Annotated in this window: 18 protein-coding genes and 1 riboswitch; of the genes, 11 read left to right on the forward strand and 7 right to left on the reverse strand. The window is 72.7% G+C overall.

Annotation, left to right across the window (positions count from 1 at the left end):
• Positions 1-60: 60 nt before the first annotated feature.
• Positions 61-212: riboswitch (cobalamin riboswitch) on the reverse strand.
• Positions 213-337: 125 nt separating this feature from the next.
• Together OG985_RS35040 and OG985_RS35045 are read right to left on the reverse strand one after the other, a co-directional pair.
• Positions 338-559 carry a hypothetical protein gene (locus OG985_RS35040; RefSeq protein ID WP_371672376.1) on the reverse strand — a complete coding sequence of 74 codons (222 nt, stop codon included), beginning with the start codon at positions 557-559 and terminating at the stop codon, positions 338-340.
• Positions 560-593: 34 nt separating this feature from the next.
• On the reverse strand, positions 594-1832 hold the full coding sequence (locus OG985_RS35045; RefSeq protein ID WP_371672377.1) for an anion permease: 1239 nt from the start codon (positions 1830-1832) through the stop codon (positions 594-596).
• A gap of 184 nt (positions 1833-2016) precedes the next feature.
• On the opposite strand from OG985_RS35045, the gene OG985_RS35050 reads away from it, so the two are divergent.
• From OG985_RS35050 to OG985_RS35060, 3 genes are all read left to right on the forward strand, one after another.
• Positions 2017-2739 carry a class II aldolase/adducin family protein gene (locus tag OG985_RS35050; protein ID WP_371672378.1) on the forward strand — a complete coding sequence of 241 codons (723 nt, stop codon included), beginning with the start codon at positions 2017-2019 and terminating at the stop codon, positions 2737-2739.
• 113 nt (positions 2740-2852) lie between these two features.
• On the forward strand, positions 2853-3977 hold the full coding sequence (locus tag OG985_RS35055) for an alpha/beta hydrolase (protein ID WP_371672379.1): 1125 nt from the start codon (positions 2853-2855) through the stop codon (positions 3975-3977).
• Positions 3978-4195: 218 nt separating this feature from the next.
• Positions 4196-5608: a hypothetical protein gene (locus tag OG985_RS35060; RefSeq protein ID WP_371672380.1), complete on the forward strand. Its 1413-nt coding sequence runs from the start codon at positions 4196-4198 to the stop codon at positions 5606-5608.
• Positions 5609-5617: 9 nt separating this feature from the next.
• On the opposite strand, the gene OG985_RS35065 is transcribed toward OG985_RS35060, so the two are convergent.
• Complete coding sequence (locus OG985_RS35065) at positions 5618-6031, reverse strand: VOC family protein (RefSeq protein WP_371672381.1); 414 nt, start codon at positions 6029-6031, stop codon at positions 5618-5620.
• A 395-nt stretch (positions 6032-6426) separates the two neighbouring features.
• Here OG985_RS35065 and OG985_RS35070 point away from each other — a divergent pair, with 395 nt between their 5' ends.
• The 3 genes from OG985_RS35070 to OG985_RS35080 all read left to right on the forward strand — a co-directional run bounded on the left by OG985_RS35070 (position 6427) and on the right by OG985_RS35080 (position 9620).
• Entirely contained in the window at positions 6427-8025 is a 1599-nt protein-coding gene (locus OG985_RS35070) for an ABC-F family ATP-binding cassette domain-containing protein (protein WP_371672382.1), read from the forward strand.
• 419 nt (positions 8026-8444) lie between these two features.
• Positions 8445-8666 (forward strand): helix-turn-helix domain-containing protein, encoded by a 222-nt coding sequence (locus OG985_RS35075; protein ID WP_010355597.1) that lies wholly within the window; start codon positions 8445-8447, stop codon positions 8664-8666.
• Positions 8667-8816: 150 nt separating this feature from the next.
• Positions 8817-9620, forward strand: coding sequence for an enoyl-CoA hydratase/isomerase family protein (locus OG985_RS35080; protein ID WP_371672383.1), 804 nt, complete (start codon positions 8817-8819; stop codon positions 9618-9620).
• A gap of 9 nt (positions 9621-9629) precedes the next feature.
• Here the strand turns inward: OG985_RS35080 and OG985_RS35085 are convergent, their stop codons facing one another.
• Positions 9630-10373, reverse strand: coding sequence for a nucleopolyhedrovirus P10 family protein (locus OG985_RS35085; protein WP_371672384.1), 744 nt, complete (start codon positions 10371-10373; stop codon positions 9630-9632).
• Positions 10374-10460: 87 nt separating this feature from the next.
• Between OG985_RS35085 and OG985_RS35090 the strand changes: the two genes are divergently transcribed.
• From OG985_RS35090 to amaP, 5 genes are all read left to right on the forward strand, one after another.
• Positions 10461-10958 (forward strand): Asp23/Gls24 family envelope stress response protein, encoded by a 498-nt coding sequence (locus tag OG985_RS35090; RefSeq protein WP_371672385.1) that lies wholly within the window; start codon positions 10461-10463, stop codon positions 10956-10958.
• A gap of 64 nt (positions 10959-11022) precedes the next feature.
• Positions 11023-11208, forward strand: coding sequence for a hypothetical protein (locus OG985_RS35095; protein WP_371672386.1), 186 nt, complete (start codon positions 11023-11025; stop codon positions 11206-11208).
• On the forward strand, positions 11205-11588 hold the full coding sequence (locus OG985_RS35100; RefSeq protein WP_371672387.1) for a hypothetical protein: 384 nt from the start codon (positions 11205-11207) through the stop codon (positions 11586-11588). The genes OG985_RS35095 and OG985_RS35100 overlap by 4 nt, the downstream gene beginning before the upstream one ends.
• Positions 11585-12250, forward strand: a complete 666-nt coding sequence (locus OG985_RS35105) for a DUF6286 domain-containing protein (protein WP_371672388.1) — start codon at positions 11585-11587, stop codon at positions 12248-12250. Before OG985_RS35100 ends, OG985_RS35105 begins: the two co-directional genes overlap by 4 nt.
• 5 nt (positions 12251-12255) lie before the next feature.
• Positions 12256-12834 (forward strand): alkaline shock response membrane anchor protein AmaP, encoded by a 579-nt coding sequence (amaP, locus tag OG985_RS35110; protein WP_371672389.1) that lies wholly within the window; start codon positions 12256-12258, stop codon positions 12832-12834.
• 548 nt (positions 12835-13382) lie between these two features.
• Here the strand turns inward: amaP and OG985_RS35115 are convergent.
• From OG985_RS35115 to OG985_RS35125, 3 genes are all read right to left on the reverse strand, one after another.
• Positions 13383-14138, reverse strand: coding sequence for an SDR family oxidoreductase (locus OG985_RS35115; RefSeq protein ID WP_371672390.1), 756 nt, complete (start codon positions 14136-14138; stop codon positions 13383-13385).
• Between the two features lie 5 nt (positions 14139-14143).
• The gene (locus tag OG985_RS35120; RefSeq protein WP_371672391.1) at positions 14144-15931 is read right to left on the reverse strand and encodes a glycoside hydrolase family 15 protein; all 1788 of its coding nucleotides are present in this window, start codon (positions 15929-15931) and stop codon (positions 14144-14146) included.
• A 67-nt stretch (positions 15932-15998) separates the two neighbouring features.
• The gene (locus tag OG985_RS35125) at positions 15999-16790 is read right to left on the reverse strand and encodes an SURF1 family protein (protein WP_371672392.1); all 792 of its coding nucleotides are present in this window, start codon (positions 16788-16790) and stop codon (positions 15999-16001) included.
• Positions 16791-16800 lie beyond the last annotated feature (10 nt).

Raw genomic sequence — 16800 nt, forward strand, 5'->3', positions numbered from 1 at the left:
TGAACCTCGAACGGCAGCCGAGCATGGCTATGTGTCCTCACTCAGGGTGTCCACGCCCTGGTTCGACGAGACCGGCGGTGAGAGTTCCTGGCTCCCGGGGCTTTCTACCCCGGTCACAGTGGCGGGACCGCGCCGGATTCACACCGGCTTCCTCTCTTGCCGCCGTACATGGCCCCGGCAGTCCACCACGGTCCCCGAAGGGCCGTCAACTTGCTGTTGACCTGCGAAGGGAGAGTGTGCTGAGGCCCACACACGCGCGGTCACAGGCGCCACAGAGAAGTGGGGTGCGGGACGGCGATCCGTCCCGCACCCCACTCGGTGTCCTGGTGGCGGCAGGTCAGGCGATGATCAGCGAGATGCCGTACGCCACCGCCGCGGCGCAGGCCGCGAAGCACACGTACGCGCCGGTGACCGCGAGCACGGCGGAGTCTCCCTGGGCCGCCGCGCGTTCGCGACGGGAGAGACCGGTGACGCCGAGGGTGAACAGGGCCACGAGGGCCACGGTGATCACGAGGCTGACCCCGAAGACGGAGCCGAGAGCTGCCCAGTCGATCTTCATGTTGCTGCTTCCTTCGTAACCGGGGGCGCGGGGCTCAGACGGTGGTGGTGGCCGGCGGGACCACCGGGTCGGCGGCCGGGGCGGGGATCGTGGCCGTGAGGTCCTCGGCGACGGTGCCCACGGGCGGCGGGGTCACGACGGCGATCGCCGTGGTCACCACGCCGGCCGGCTCCTCGGGGTCGTTGACGTTGCTGTGGTCGATGACCTCGCGCCGGGAGATCTTCCAGATGGCGGCGCTGGAGGCGATCAGGAAGACGGCGACGACCGCGGTGCCCCAGTCGCCGAGGTCCGTCACGGACTCGGCGAGAGCGCCGACCAGGGCCGCGGCCGGGAGGGTGAGGCCCCAGGCGACGAACATCCGGGTGGCCGTCGACCAGCGGACGACGCCGCCCTTGCGTCCCAGGCCCGCGCCCATCACCGAACCGGAGACGGAGTGCGTGGTGGACAGGGAGAAGCCGAGGTGGGAGGAGGCCAGGATGACCGTGGCCGCGCTGGTCTGGGCGGCGAAGCCCTGCTGCGGCTGGAGGTCGGTGAGGCCCTTGCCCATGGTGCGGATGATGCGCCAGCCGCCGAGGTAGGTGCCGAGCGCGATGGCGAGGCCCGCGGAGAGGATGACCCAGGTGGGCGGGTCGGAGTCGGGGGCGACGGCGCCGCCGGCGACCAGGGCGAGGGTGATGATGCCCATCGTCTTCTGCGCGTCGTTGGTGCCGTGGGCCAGGGAGACCAGGCCGGCGGAGGCGATCTGGCCGGTGCGGTAGCCCTTCGCGGCGGCCTTGCCGTCGGCCTTCCTGCCGAGTGTGTACGACAGGCGCGTGGCGAGGAACGCGGCGACGCCCGCGACGATCGGGGCCGCGACCGCGGGGATCAGCACCTTGGTGACCAGTGCGTCACCGTGCACCGCGCCGAACCCCGCCGAGGCGATGGTGGCGCCGATCAGGCCGCCCATGAGGGCGTGCGAGGAACTGGAGGGGAGTCCGACCAGCCAGGTCAGCAGGTTCCAGAGGATCGCGCCGACCAGGGCGGCGAATATGACCTCGGGACGTATGCCGGACTCGTCGACGAGTCCCTTGGAGATCGTGTTGGCGACCTCCACGGAAAGGAAGGCACCCACAAGGTTGAGCGCGGCGGACATCGCCACCGCGACCTTGGGCTTGAGCGCACCGGTCGAGATGGTCGTGGCCATCGCGTTGGCGGTGTCGTGAAAACCGTTCGTGAAATCGAACGCAAGTGCGGTTATTACCACAATCGCGAGGATCAGCGAGAAGTTTTCCATTTACCCAGGCAATCGTTCGAGGTCATTGGCTGGATGACCGTAGGCAATCTGGGTGAACGGAAGATGAACTGAGGCAGGCTGCACGGTGTCTGGAAGGGGCGGTTGTCGTTGCGTCGCTCCCGGGCGGCCCGGCGGCGCGTGATGACGGGCCGCGGGGCGGCGCCCGGCCTGGCAGGATCGCCGCATGGCTGAGCAACGACGGGACCGGCGGGACGCGCGAGGTGCTCGGGAGGGCGTGCCTGCGGGAGAGGCCTGGGGGCGCGCGCGCCCCGAGGAGGCGCTCGCCTGGGAGGCCCTCGTCACGACCGCCCGACGGACGGTCCAGGACGCCCTGGTCGTCGGGACCTCGGGCAACGTCTCGGTCCGCGTCGGGGACACCGTCCTGGTCACACCGACCGGCGTCCCCTACGACCGGCTCACCCCGGACGACGTCGTCGGCGTCGACCTCGACGGCCGCCAGGTGCTCGGCTCGCTCCTGCCGACGAGCGAACTGCCGATGCACCTCGCCGTCTACACCACCACCGACGCCCGTGCCGTCGTCCACACCCACGCCGTGCACGCCACGGCCGTCTCGACGCTCGTGACCGAACTCCCGACCATCCACTACATGGCCGCCGCGCTCGGCGGCCCCGTCCGGGTCGCCCCCTACGCCACGTACGGCACGGCGGAGTTGGCCGAGAACATGCTGCGCGCCCTCGCCGACCGCTCCGGCTGCCTGCTGCGCAACCACGGCACGATCACCCACGGCGCCACCCTCGACCAGGCCTACGACCGCACCGCCCAGCTGGAGTGGATGTGCCGCCTGTGGCTCACGGCGTCCTCGGTACCCGGCCTGAACCCGACGCTCCTGTCGGCGGAACAGATGGCCGAGGTGGGGGAGCGGCTGCGCGGGTACGGGCAACCCTGACGTCGGGTTCCGCCCGAGAGCACCGCCCGCGCCGGCCCGCCGGCACCGCCCCCGCCTCACTCCGGGCCGCCCTCCCGCTGGCCGCGGGCGGGGCGGGCCAGGACACTGGTCTGATGCGCACAGTCAAAGCGACGGCCGCGGCCGTCTCCGTGGCCCTCGCGGCCGGCGTGGCAAGCGTCGCCGCCGGCCGGTACGCCAGCGGCGCAGCGCTCAAGGCACCGCCGGGCCGGCCGCTGCCGACCGAGCCCCGCCTCACCGTGCACGGCACCGCCGCCGGGCAGATCGTGCTGACCCGGTCCCTGGCCTCACTGCGGCCCGGCACCTACGGACTCGCGGGCGATGGCATGCACGCGGTGGTGGGTCCCGTCCAGGAGGCCACTCCGCACCCCGCCGACACCGTCGTACGCCGCCTGGAACGCGTCACCCACGGCGCCCCGGAACCCGGCGGCAAGGCATGGCTCACCCCCAACGTGCACGTCGGCGATCCGGGCTCCGCCCTCGGTCTCGAGTACGCCGACATCGACATCCCCGGCGAACTCGGCTCGCTGCCCGCCTGGTTCGTCCCCGGCCTGCGGGACACCTGGATCATCACCGTGCACGGCCTGGGCACCACCCGCGAACACCCCCTGAACGTGCTGGGCCTCCTGCACCGCCACCGCTTCCCGCTGCTCGACCTCGCCTACCGCGGCGACCTCGGCGCGCCCCGCTCCCCGGACGGCCTGAGCCACCTCGGCGAGACCGAGTGGCGGGACCTGGACGCGGCGATCCGCTACGCCGAGCGCTACGGCGCCCGGCAGGTCGTCCTGTACGGCTGGTCCACCGGCGCCACCATGGCCCTGCGCGCCGCCGCGCACTCGGCACTGCGCGACCGCGTCGCGGGCCTCGTCCTGGACTCCCCGGTGCTCAGCTGGCAGACCACACTGCGCGCCCTCGCCGCGGCCCACCGCACCCCGGGCGCCCTGCTGCCGCTCGCCGTGCGCGCCGCCCAGGGCCGCACCGGACTGCACCCCGACCGCGGCGCCGCCCCCGCCCTCGACGGACTCAGGGCGCCGACGCTGATCTTCCACGGGCCGGACGACACCGTGGCCCCCTGGGAACTCTCGCGCCGGCTCGCCGACGCCCGCCCTAACCTGGTCGCCCTGCACACGGTCCGCCGCGCGCCGCACGCCGCCATGTGGAACGCCGACCCGGAAGCCTACGAGGAGGCACTGCGGCGCTTCCTCGTCCCGCTGATGTGACCGGTCCCCTCCGCCCCCGGTCCCACGGGGTCCGAGCGAGCCCGCGGAGGCGGAGCGCGGCACTCCGCCGGCCCGGTCGCAAGGGTTCCGTTTAAGGCCGTACCACTGGCTTGTTCTCGGCCCCGGGCCGCCCGCGACAACCCGTGCCTTGGCCATCCCCGTCGCCCGCGGTGACATTCCGTTTGGGTTTTCGGACCGTCAACCGGAAGACTGCACCCGTGACGTCCCGTATCCCGCGCGACTCCAGGCTTCGACTCGTCCGCCCGCGACCCCTGGCCGCCGCCCCCCGAGCGATGAACCAGCGGCGCTCGCGCCGCCCCGCCCCCCGCCCGCCGGAGGGCACCCCGGCTCCCGCGGAGCTGGCCAGAATGGCGCGCTCCGGGCTTGCCGCGGCGGCCCGCGTCGCCCACTGGGCCGACACCGCCCTGCGCCCCGGCCGGGACAGCGCGAGCCCCGACGGCAAGGGCACCCTCTCCGACGCGACCGCCGAACGGGCCGCCGCCGACCTCGGCCTGACCGCGGCTCAGGTCCGCGCCGACTGGGACACCGCACGCCTGGCCGGGCTGGTCGAGGTGCACGGCGACAGCGCCCGCCCCGGCTGGCGGCTGCGCGCCTGGGACCGCGACGACAGTGCCGTACTGCGTGGCTGGGTCGCCCTGTTCGACGCCTGGTCGCTCGCGTACCCGGAACCCTCCGACCACGAGCCGGCCGCCGTCGCCGAGGTCGTCTCGGCCATGCCGCAGGTGCTCTCCTTCCTCCAACTGTCCGCCGGGCCCGTACCCGTGGAGCAGTTGCTGGACCTGCTGGAGCAGCGGGTCACCGAACTGCGCACCGAACGCTGCGAGATTCCCTACGGCCCCCAGCCGGAACCCGAGCCGTCCCGGCCGACCCCTCCGGAGCCCGCTGACGCCCCGCTGCCCCCGCTCCTGGAGTGGGCCCTGCGCGCCCTGGCCTCCGTCGGCGCGCTCACCTACGGCGAGAGGCAGGCCACGCTCACCCCGCTCGGCAGCTGGGCGGTCTGGGTCAAGCTGGAGCAGATCTGCGTCGCCGCGCAGAGCCCCGCCGGGAACATCGAGCAGGCGGCCGAGGGAATGCTCCGCGGCTGCGCCCAGCTGCGTCCGAACGCGGCCCGCGCCGAGTACCGCGCCTGGCTCGCCGCCCGCCCCGTGGGCAGCGCCGTCACCGAACTCCTCGAGGCCGCCCGCGGCGAGGACGCCCTGCTGCGCGGCCTCGCGTTCGAGGCGCTGCGCGTCGTCGGCGCCCCCGCCGAGCCCGACGTGCGCGGTGTGGCCGACGTGCCGACGCTGCGGCCGTACGCCCTGCTGTGGCTGGCCGAACACGACGGGATCGACCCCGAGGACGCGCACGAGATCCTCACCCGGGAGGAGGCCACCTGGCTGTGGGTCGACACCGCGGCCGCCGTCGCCGACCACGGTGAGGCCCCGCTGCTCGTACGGCACCTGGAGTCCGCCGTGCAGCCCACCGTGCCGATGCTCCTCGACGAGGTGCGCGCGGTCGGACACCCCCGCACGGTGCAGGTCCTGGTCGCGCTGGCCGCGGCCCACCCGGACCCGGCGCTGGCCAAGGCGGTGCGGCGGGCGGCCTTCCAGGTGCACACCGGCGGGAGCTGAGGGCCGGCGTCAGGCGCCCGTCTCGGGGGCGTAGGTGCCGAAGCTCCAGACGTTGCCCTCGGCGTCCCGGGCCATGTAGTCGCGGGAGCCGTAGTCCTGGTCCGTCGGGGGCATCAGGATCTCCGCGCCGTGGTCCAGGGCGCGCTGGTGGTGCGCGTCGACGTCGTCCACCACGACGTACACCCCGCTCGGTCCCGCACCCTTCATCGCCGTGTCGAAGACACCGCCGCGGCCCTTGGAGCCGACCATCACCGCGCCGTTGCCCTGCGCCAGCTCCGCGTGCATCACGGAGCCGTCCTCGCTCTCGTACACCGACAGCTCCGTGAAACCGAAGGCCTCCGTGAGCTGGCGGATCGCCGCCTTCGCGTCCGCGTACAGCAGCGTCGGGCAGATGCTCGGACGCCCGCCGGCCGTGCCTGCCATACCGATCACTCCCTGTCGTGTCACCCAGTCGCCCCGCCGCCGGAAATTGGAAGAATTCCGGCTGTTGCCCAGTCTTGCACCGGCCACTGACAGTGCGCCGGAAACGCCCTCCCGGCGACGCACGGGCCCTCCGCGCGGCCCCTCCCGCCGGCCCCGGACGTGCCGTACGTCACCGTGCGGCACGATCCCGCGTCCGCTCCCGCCCGGCGACCGCCCCGACGGCGCAGGTCATCGCGTCGGCCCGGGTCCGGCGGCCGACCCGAACACCCGCGCACCGGAAAAGTGCTTGCACGGCCCCGTTAGACTTGGCCCATGGCCATTCTCCTCGCGCATTAGACGGCGGGAACGTCCTCAGCCGCCCGTCCCGCCACACAACCCCGCCCTGGAGCCTGTCCGTGATCTCCGCCTCCGGTATCGAGCTGCGCGCCGGCGCCCGAGTCCTCATCGAGTCCGCCACCTTCCGAGTCGCCAAGGGCGACCGCATCGGCCTGGTCGGCCGCAACGGAGCGGGGAAGACCACCCTCACCAAGGTCCTGGCCGGTGACGGCGTCCCGGCCGGGGGCACCGTCACCCGCTCCGGCGAGGTCGGCTACCTCCCGCAGGACCCCCGCACCGGCGACCTCGACGTCCTCGCCAGCGACCGCATCCTCTCCGCGCGCGGCCTGGACACCCTGATCCGCAAGATGCGGGAGAACGAACAGCGCATCGCCAACGGCAGCGGCGCCACCCGGGAGAAGGCCCTGCGGCAGTACGAGCGCCAGGAGACGGAGTTCCTCACCAAGGGCGGGTACTCCGCCGAGGCCGAGGCCGCCACCATCGCCGCCGCGCTCAACCTCCCCGACCGGGTGCTCGGCCAGCCCCTGCACACGCTCTCCGGAGGTCAGCGCCGCCGCGTGGAGCTGGCGCGCATCCTGTTCTCCGACGCCGACACCCTGCTGCTCGACGAGCCGACCAACCACCTCGACGCCGACTCGATCGTCTGGCTGCGCGACTACCTCAAGACCTACCGCGGCGGCTTCATCGTGATCTCCCACGACGTCGACCTGGTGGAGACGGTCGTCAACAAGGTCTTCTACCTGGACGCCAACCGCGCCCAGATCGACTACTACAACATGGGCTGGAAGCTCTACCAGCAGCAGCGCGAGGCCGACGAGAAGCGCCGTAAGCGCGAGCGGCAGAACGCCGAGAAGAAGGCCGCCGCCCTGCACTCGCAGGCCGACAAGATGCGCGCCAAGGCCACCAAGACCGTCGCCGCGCAGAACATGGCGAAGCGGGCCGACCGGCTGCTCGCCGGACTCGAGGCGGTACGGGCCTCCGACAAGGTCGCCAAGCTGCGCTTCCCCGAGCCGTCCCCCTGCGGCAAGACCCCGCTGATGGCCGAGGGCCTGTCGAAGTCGTACGGATCGCTGGAGATCTTCACCGACGTCGACCTGGCCATCGACAAGGGCTCGCGCGTCGTCATCCTCGGCCTGAACGGCGCCGGCAAGACCACCCTTCTGCGGCTGCTCGGCGGCGCCGAGAAGCCCGACACAGGCGAGGTCATCGAGGGCCACGGCCTCAAGCTCGGCTACTACGCGCAGGAGCACGAGACGCTCGACCCCGAGCGCACGGTGCTGGAGAACATGCGCTCCGCCGCACCCGACCTCGACCTCGTCGCCGTGCGCAAGACGCTCGGCTCCTTCCTCTTCTCCGGCGACGACGTCGACAAGCCGGCCGGTGTGCTCTCCGGCGGCGAGAAGACCCGCCTCGCGCTCGCGACCCTGGTGGTCTCCTCCGCGAACGTGCTGCTGCTGGACGAGCCCACCAACAACCTCGACCCGGCCAGCCGCGAGGAGATCCTCGGCGCGCTGCGCACGTACAAGGGCGCGGTCGTCCTCGTCACCCACGACGAGGGAGCGGTCGAGGCCCTCCAGCCGGAGCGGATCATCCTGCTGCCGGACGGCGTCGAGGACCTGTGGGGCGCCGACTACGCGGACCTCGTGGCCCTGGCCTGAGCCCGCACGGTCACCTGTGGGACGTGGATCCGACTGATCGAACGGGCGGTCGGCCCCTTGATCCATGCGTGATCGACTGTGTGATCAACTGCGTGATCCACTGCCTATGGATCATTCGGCCGATCCGTGATCCATCATCTGTGTGAGATCTCCTCGTACCGAGGTGTGTCCTACATCCACTTCGCGGCCGAGCCCTTTGTCGACAAGGGCTCGGCCTTCGTGCGTCCCTGACCTGGCACTTCACGAGAGAACCCGTTCGGCCGTACGGACACGTCAGTCTGGAATCAAAGATTCCGATTGTGCGTACCCGCTCCTGTCGTCAAAACCTTGTCTTACGGACCTTGCCGAATGGGTGGCCATGAGGCCCCGGAGGGGTGATCATGAGAGGACCAGAGCGCACTTCCCATGAGGAGGCACGGGTGGCCGAGACTCTGAAGAAGGGCAGCCGGGTAACCGGCGCCGCGCGCGACAAGCTCGCGGCAGACCTGAAGAAGAAGTACGACTCCGGTGCGAGCATCCGGGCGCTGGCCGAGGAGACCGGCCGCTCGTATGGCTTCGTACACCGGATGCTCAGCGAGTCGGGCGTCACGCTGCGTGGGCGTGGCGGCGCGACCCGGGGCAAGAAGGCCGCAACGTCCTGAACCGGGCGGCCCATCGGCTTTCGATGGTGGCCACCCGGTCGGTCGACTGATCGGTCGGGTGGTTACTGTGCAGTCACTTGGCTGTGCCGTGGTACGGCGGGAAACCGTCCGACGGCACGGCACGACGACCGCACGCATCGGAGGCGCTCCATGGCTTCGCCCGACCAGGACCTCGGTCCGGTACTCGACAAGGACGGCGTACGGCTCACCGTCGACGACGCGATCGCCACGGTGACCCTGACCAACCCGGCCAAGCGCAACGCCCAAAGTCCTGCTCTGTGGCGGGCGTTGGCCGAAGCCGGGAGGTTGTTGCCGGGCACCGTTCGCGTCGTCGTGCTGGCCGCCGAGGGCAGGTCCTTCTCCGCCGGACTCGACCGGCAGGCGTTCACGCCCGAGGGCTTCGACGGCGAACCGTCGTTCATCGACCTCGCGCGTGGCAGTGACGCCGAGCTGGACGCGACCATCGCCGAATACCAGGAGGGCTTCACCTGGTGGCGGCGCAGCGACATCGTGTCCATCGCCGCGGTGCAGGGACATGCCATCGGAGCGGGATTCCAGCTGGCTCTCGCGTGTGACCTGCGCGTCGTCGCCGACGACGTGCAGTTCGCCATGCGCGAGACCAGCCTCGGACTCGTACCCGACCTGACCGGTACGCATCCGCTGGTCGGGCTGGTCGGCTACGCCCGGGCGCTGGAGATCTGCGCGACCGGCCGGTCCGTGACGGCCGAGGAAGCCGTCAGCAGCGGACTCGCGAACCTGGCCGTGCCGCTCGACGAACTCGAGGGCGCGGTGCGGGACCTGGCCGGCGCGGTGCTGGCCGCGCCGCGGGACGCCGTGATCGAGACGAAGGCGTTGTTGCGCGGGGTCCAGGGGCGGTCGTACGAGGAGCAGCGGGCCGCCGAGCGGGCCGCCCAGGCCCGGCGGCTGCGGGACCTGGCCGGCGTCGGCGAATGAACCCGGCGGTCAGCTGACCGCCGCCACCAGCACCGCTGCCGTCGGGTGGTCCGGCAGCGACTGCGCCACCCTCGCACGGACCTCCAGGGCCACGTCCAGGGCCCGGACGCCGAGGCCCACCGCCACCTCCAGCCGGACGTGGCGGTGCGGCAGAACGGCCTGCCCGCCCCCGAGCTCCTCGACGCGGGCGCCCGTCACCCGGACCACGCCAGGGACCGTCAGCGCGGCGGCGGCCACCCGCTGCTCGTCGGCGCTCCGGGCCGCGGAGGCCGGTGTGTCCGGCGCGTCCGGTGTCCGGGGCGGGCCCGGCGTCGGCTCCGGTTCCGGTTCGGCGGACGGTCCCGAAGGCACCTCGTCCCCCTCCAACAGGTCCGTGACCCGCAGGTCCACCTCCGTCACCGTCAGGCCGAGCCGCTCCGTGGCCGCTGCCGCCAGCACCGTACGCAGCCGCGCCGCCGCCGTCGGCAGCGGCTGCGACGCCGACGCCGTGAACTCCGCCGTCACCCGCAGCGCTCCGGGCGGCAGAGCGCTCGCCGGCGGCGGTACGACGGGTTCCCGCGTGTCCTCCGGGTCGGCGAGGGCGATGCGCAGCGCGGTCAGCCGAACCCCGCGCACCTCCTCCGCCGCGCGCCGGAGCACCGAGTCGGCCGCCCGCTCCGAGATCCAGGCGCCGTCGTTGGGGCCGCCCAGGGGCAGCAGCCTGCCCAGCCCCAGCTGATGGCGCACCGCCCGGGTCCACTGATCTGCCGTCATTGCTCCAGCCTGCCGCATCCCGGGCGCGCGTGAGCGAAACCACACATACGGTGGTGGGAGGACGCCAACCGAAAGGGACGTACGGCCATGACCGACATGACGGAACAGGACCGGACGGGGACCTCATCAGGGGCGAAGGACACGCCGGAGACCTCTGCGACGCGCAAGTCCCAGGCGACCAGGCGCGGTGGTGGAGACCCGTCAACCCGGGGGCGGACGACCATCGCGGACGGCGTGGTGGAGAAGATCGCCGGACTGGCCGCGCGGGACGTCTTCGGCGTGCACGCCATGGGCAGCGGGCTGTCGCGGACCTTCGGGGCCGTGCGCGACCGGGTGCCCGGCGGGTCGAAATCGGCGACGCGCGGAGTGAAGGCCGAGGTCGGCGAGGTGCAGACCGCGCTCGACCTGGAGATCGTCGTCGACTACGGCGTGTCGATCTCCGACGTGGCCCGGGACGTACGGGAGAACGTCGTCGCGGCGGTGGAACGGATGACCGGCCTCGAGGTCGTCGAGGTCAACATCGCGGTGAGCGACGTCAAACTGCCGGACGAAGAGGACGAGGAGCCGGAACCCCGCATCCAGTGAGCAGCCGGTGGCCGAAGAGACGGGCGACGACGAGCTGATGGTCTGACGAGTTGAGGAGCGCACCATGAGCATGGCCGTGGCCGGCATGATCGCCGGCATGGCGTTGGGCTTCGCCGGATACTTCGGGGGGTTCGGTGCCTTCCTCCTGGTGGCGGCCCTGGGAGCCGTCGGCTTCGTCGTCGGCCGGTTCCTGGAGGGGGACCTGGAACTCGGCGACCTGTTCCGTTCCCGTGACGACCGGCGGCGGTGACGCTTGTGAGCGACGGGGTCGGTGAGCTGCGCGGGCCCCTAACGGTCGTCGCGCCCGGCGAGCGTGGCGCGACCAGGATCGCGGACCGGGTCGTCGCGAAGACCGCCGCTGAGGCGGCGCGCGAGGTGCTGGGCAAGCTGCCCCGGGACGTGGCGCTCCCGCACGCCACCGTCGTCGTCCACCACGGGAGTGCCCGGGTCCGGATCCATCTCGAACTCGACTACCCGTGCGACATCGGCGGACGGTGCGGACGGGTGCGTCGTCATGTCGTCGAGCGGGTAGGCGCGTTGGTGGGCATGGAGGTGCCGGAGGTCGCCGTGCACGTGGAACGGCTGCATCTCGTACCGGCACACGGCGCGGCACAGGGGAGGACGCGATGAGCGAGTCCCAGGGCACCGAGGGCACCACGCAGCGGCTGCCGGTCATCGAGAGGGCGGCCGATCCGGTCGGGGAGTACGAACCACCGCCCCCGACCGAGGAGAAGGAGGCCGAGGCCGGCGGCACCGGCCGCTTCTGGTCCGCGCGCCGCGTCCCGGCGGGCATCGTGGCGCTGGTGCTCCTGGTCGTCGCCGGCGCCTTCCTCTACGACGTCGCCGCCGTGCGAGCGGGCCGGTCCGCCATGCACTGGCGCCGGGAACTGGCCCGGCAGCTCGCCGAACGGCCCCTCGACGACATCTGGGTGCTCGTCGGCGCGGGCGTCGCGGCGGCGGTGGGCCTGTGGCTGATCGTGCTGGCCGTCACGCCGGGCCTGCGGGCGGTGCTGCCGATGCGGCGCACGCACGCCGACGTACGTGCCGGACTGCACCGGAAGGCGGTCGCGACGGTGCTGCGCGACCGGGCCATGGAGGTCTCGGGCGTGCAGTCGGTTCGCGTGCGGACCCGCCGGAGGAAGTCCGACGTCCGCGCGGTCGCGCACTTCCGTGAACTGGACGAGGTACGGGCCGATGTGGAGGCCGTGCTCGCCGAGGCCGTGCGGGGGCTCGGGCTGGTCCGGCCGCCCGCGCCGGCGGTCCGTGTGGCGAGGCCCGGACGGAAGGGGTGAAGGCGATGCTCAGGACCGTCAACCGTGTGGTGCTCGGGGTGGTCGGCCTGGTGCTGGTCCTCCTCGGCGGCTCCGTGCTCGCCGTCGGACTGGGCGCGTCCCCGCCCTCCTGGTGGATTCACGACGGACGGCACGACGTCCTGCTCAGCGTCGCCGAGCGGACCCGCTGGCGGGACGCCGGCTGGTGGTGGCCCACCGTCATCGCCGTGCTCGCCGTACTCGTCCTGCTGGCCCTGTGGTGGCTGACCGCGGTGCTGCGCCGCCGTCGGCTCGCCGAGGTGCTCGTCGACACCGGCGACGGCGAGGGTGCCCTGCTGCGGGGACGGGCCCTGGAGGGCGTGTTCGCGGGGGAGGCGGGTGACCTGGACGGCGTCGCCCGGGCCCACGTCCACCTGACCGGCCGCCGCACGGCCCCCGAGGCCCGCGTACGGCTCCTGCTGGAACCGCAGGTGGACCCGGCCACCGCCCTGCACCACCTCACCACCCAGGCCCTGACCCACGCCCGCACATCAGCGGCCCTCCCGACCCTCCCCACGGAAGTCCGCCTGAACGCGGTCAAACACCGAGCGGACAGAGTCAACTGACCCCCCGCCCCTCCAGGGGCGCGGGGAACTGCGCGACCGCCCCCCGGCCCGCAGGCCGAACCGCGACCCGCACCACGGTGCCCGTCCCACGCTCAACCACTGTGCAAGCAGGCCCAGTTGACGCACGCCAGGGGCGCGGGGAACGGCGCGCCCAGCCCCCACCGACCGCAGGCCGAACCGATACCCGCACCACGGTGCCCGTCCCACGCTCAACCACTGCGCAAGCAGGCCCAGTTGACGCACGCCAGGGGCGCGGGGAACGGCGCGCCCAGCCCCCACCGACCGCAGGCCGAACCGCGACCCGCACCACGGTGCCCGTCCCACGCTCAACCACTGCGCAAGCAGGCCCAGTTGACGCACGCCAGGGGCGCGGGGAACGGCGCGCCCAGCCCCCACCGACCGCAGGCAGAGTTCCTACACGCGGCACACGTGACCGTCCCGCGTTCAACCACGCACCATGCAGGCCCGGTTGACGAACCTCCAGGCGCGCGGGGAACCGCGCGACCGCCACCCCCACCACACGCAGCCCGACACGCTGACGCCCAGCGTCAGAACCCGTGCCGCATCCCACCGTCGACCGGCACCATGACCCCGGTCAGATAGGACGCGGCCGGAGACAGCAGAAACGCGGCGGTCCGCCCGAACTCCTCCGGCCTCCCGTACCGGCGCAACGGAATCCGCGACTCGTTGGCCGCCCGGGTCGCCTCGGGGTCCGCCGACAACCCGTCCAGCTCGCGCACCCGATCCGTGTCGATGCGCGCCGGCAGCAGCCCCACGACCCGGATGCCCCGCGGCCCCAGCTCGTCCGAGAGGGACTTGGCGAATCCGGCGAGACCGGGCCGCAGCCCGTTGGAGATCGTCAGTCCCGGGATCGGCTCGTGCACCGATCCCGACAGCACGAACCCGATGACCCCGCCCGCCTCCAGCTCCTCCGCCGCCGCGCGGGCGACCCGCACCGCACCGAGGAAGACCGACTCGAAGGCCGCCTGCCACTGCTCGTCCGTGGTGTCGGCGACGAAGCCGGGCGGCGGACCTCCGACGCTGACGAGGATGCCGTCGAAGCCGCCGAAGCGCTCCCGCGCGGCCGCGATCAGCCGGGCGGGCGCCTCCGGGTCGGCGTTGTCGACGGCGACACCGGCCGCGCCCGGACCCAGCTCGGCCGCCTTTTCGGCGACGCGCTTCTCGTCCCGCCCCGTGATGACCACCTTCGCACCGTCGGCCACGAGTTCGCGGGCGGCGGCGTGGCCCAGTCCGCGGGTGGCCCCGGTGACGACGTACACCCGGTCCTTCAGTCCAAGATCCATGGCCCCTATCCTGCCTCCTCGTCCCCGAACAGGGCGAGGGCGGTGTTCACCAGGCCGATGTGGCTGAACGCCTGCGGGAAGTTGCCGAGCAGGCGGCCGGCCACCGGGTCGTACTCCTCGGCCAGCAGACCCACGTCGTTGGCGAGTCCCGCCAGCCGTTCGAACAGCTCCCGGGCCTCCTTCGTGCGGCCCGTCATGTGCAGCGCGTCCGCGAGCCAGAACGAGCACACCAGGAAGGTGCCCTCGTCGCCCGGCAGCCCGTCGACGTCCGTCCGCTCGGAGCTGTAGCGGCGCACGAAACCGCTGTGGCCCAGCCCGTCGCGGATCGCGTCGATGGTGCCGAGCACGCGCGGGTCGTCGGGCGGCAGGAAACCGACGCGGGGGATGAGCAGCAGGGAGGCGTCGAGCTCGCGCGAGCCGTAGGACTGCGTGAACGTGTTCCGCTCGGGGTCGTAGCCCTTCTCGCACACCTCGCGGTGCACCTCGTCGCGCATCGCGCGCCAGCCGTCGAGGTCGCCGTGCAGGCTCGGGTCCGCCTCCCGTGTGCGCACCGCCCGGTCGGCGGCCACCCACACCATCACCTTCGAGTGGACGAAGTGCCGGCGCTCCCCGCGCACCTCCCACAGCCCCTCGTCCGGCTGCTGCCACGCCGAGACCAGGAAGTCCATCAGGGCGCACTGCAACGACCACATGTGCGGTTCGACGGACAGGCCGGCGAGGCGGCCCAGCGCGAGCGAGTCCATGACCTCGCCGTACACGTCCAGCTGGAGCTGGTTCACGGCCGCGTTGCCGATCCGTACCGGCGCCGAGCCGGCGAAGCCGGACAGCCACGGCAGCTCGTACTCGGGCAGTCGGCGCTCGCCGGCCAGGCCGTACATGATCTGCAGGTCCGCCGGGTCGCCCGCGGCCGCGCGCACCAGCCAGTTCCGCCAGGCCTCCGCCTCCTCGTGGTAGCCGGCCGCGAGCAGTGCGCCCAGCGTGAGGGTGGAGTCGCGCAGCCAGCAGTAGCGGTAGTCCCAGTTGCGCACCCCGCCGACCTCCTCCGGCAGCGAGGTGGTGGCCGCGGCTACGATGCCGCCGGTGGGCGCGTAGGTGAGGGCCTTGAGGGTGATCAGGGAGCGTACGACGATGTCCCGGTGCGGCCCGTCGTAGCGGCAGCGGGACGACCACGCCCGCCAGTCGGCGACGCTGACGCGCAGCGCCTCGTAGGGGTCGACGAGCGGCGGGCGCGGCTCGTGCGAGGGATGCCAGGTGAGGACGAACGCGACCTTCTCACCCGCCTCGACCGTGAACTCCGAGTGCGTGCCGAAGTGCTCGCCCCAGGTGGGGACGGCGGGCTCGCTGCGCAGCCACACCGAGTCCGGGCCCGCGACTGCCACCCGATGGCCGTCGGAGCGGCGCATCCACGGCACGATCGAGCCGTAGTCGAAACGCAGCCGCAGCGTGCTGCGGACGGTGACCCGGCCGCTGAGGCCCTCGACGACGCGTACGAGATCGGGGGCGACGTCGCGCTGCGGCATCAGGTCGGTGACCCGCACGCTGCCCTCGTCGGTCTCCCACTCGGTGTCGAGCACGAGGGTGTCGGGGCGGTAGGCACGGCGGGCGCAGGCGCCCTCGTGGCCCGTGGGCGCGATGCGCCAGTGGCCGTTCTCGTCGCCGCCCAGCAGTCTGGCGAAACAGGCGGCCGAGTCGAAGCGGGGCAGACAGAGCCAGTCGACGGAACCGTCCATGCCGACGAGGGCCGCGGTCTGTTCGTCGCCGATGACGGCGTAGTCCTCGATGCGGGGGTGCACGGGGTGCGGGTTCCCGGCGGGACGGCCGCACAATCAGGGCGCCGGGCGGGCGGGTGAACCGTCCGCGCTACACCGACACCGGTTCCGACGCCGGTGCGTCCTCGCCGGCGGCCGCCGCGCGCCTGTCGCGGGCCTCCCGCCGCACCAGGACGACCCAGCCGACCGGGACGCCCGCGGAGAACAGCCACCACTGGATGGCGTACGCGAGGTTCAGCGCCGCGTCCTCCCTGCCGGGATCGCCGAGCAGCTCGGGAGAGCCGCCCTTGGGCTGGGGCGCTGTCTGTGCGATGTAGCCGCCGAGCACCTCGGCGCCCAGCCGCCGTGCCTCCTGCTCGCTGTTGATCAGCATGATCTGCCGGTCGGGGAGTCCCTTGATGTCCTTGATGCCGCTCGCCGCGGTCGTCTCGTCGGCCATCAGGCGCCCGGTCACGGTGGTGCGGCCGTGCGGCGGTGCGGGGATCTTCGGGAAGACGGTCTGCGCCGCGTCCGCGGGAATCCAGCCGCGGTTGACCAGCAGCACCTTCCCGTCGGTGAGGACGAACGGGGTGAGGACGTGGAAGCCGACCGTCTCGTCGGTGTTGACGCGGCGCCTGACGACGAGTTCTCGCGCCGTGTCGAAGGTGCCGGTCGCGGTCACGGTGCGGTAACGCTCCGCGCGGGTGACGGCGTGCCCGGGCGTGGTCAGCTGCTCCACGGGGACCGGCTTGGCGGCCAGCGCGTCCGAGACCAGCTGGTTCCGGGCGGTGCGCAGGTCGTGGCGGTCCATCTGCCAGAAGCCCAGCCTGATCATCGTGGGGATGAGGAGGAGGGAGATCAGCGTGAGGATCACCCACTGCCGGGACAACAGGAAGCGGTACACCCCACGACCG

Origin of the sequence: Streptomyces sp. NBC_00289, assembly GCF_041435115.1 — a bacterium.
In the GTDB taxonomy this organism is placed as follows: domain Bacteria; phylum Actinomycetota; class Actinomycetes; order Streptomycetales; family Streptomycetaceae; genus Streptomyces.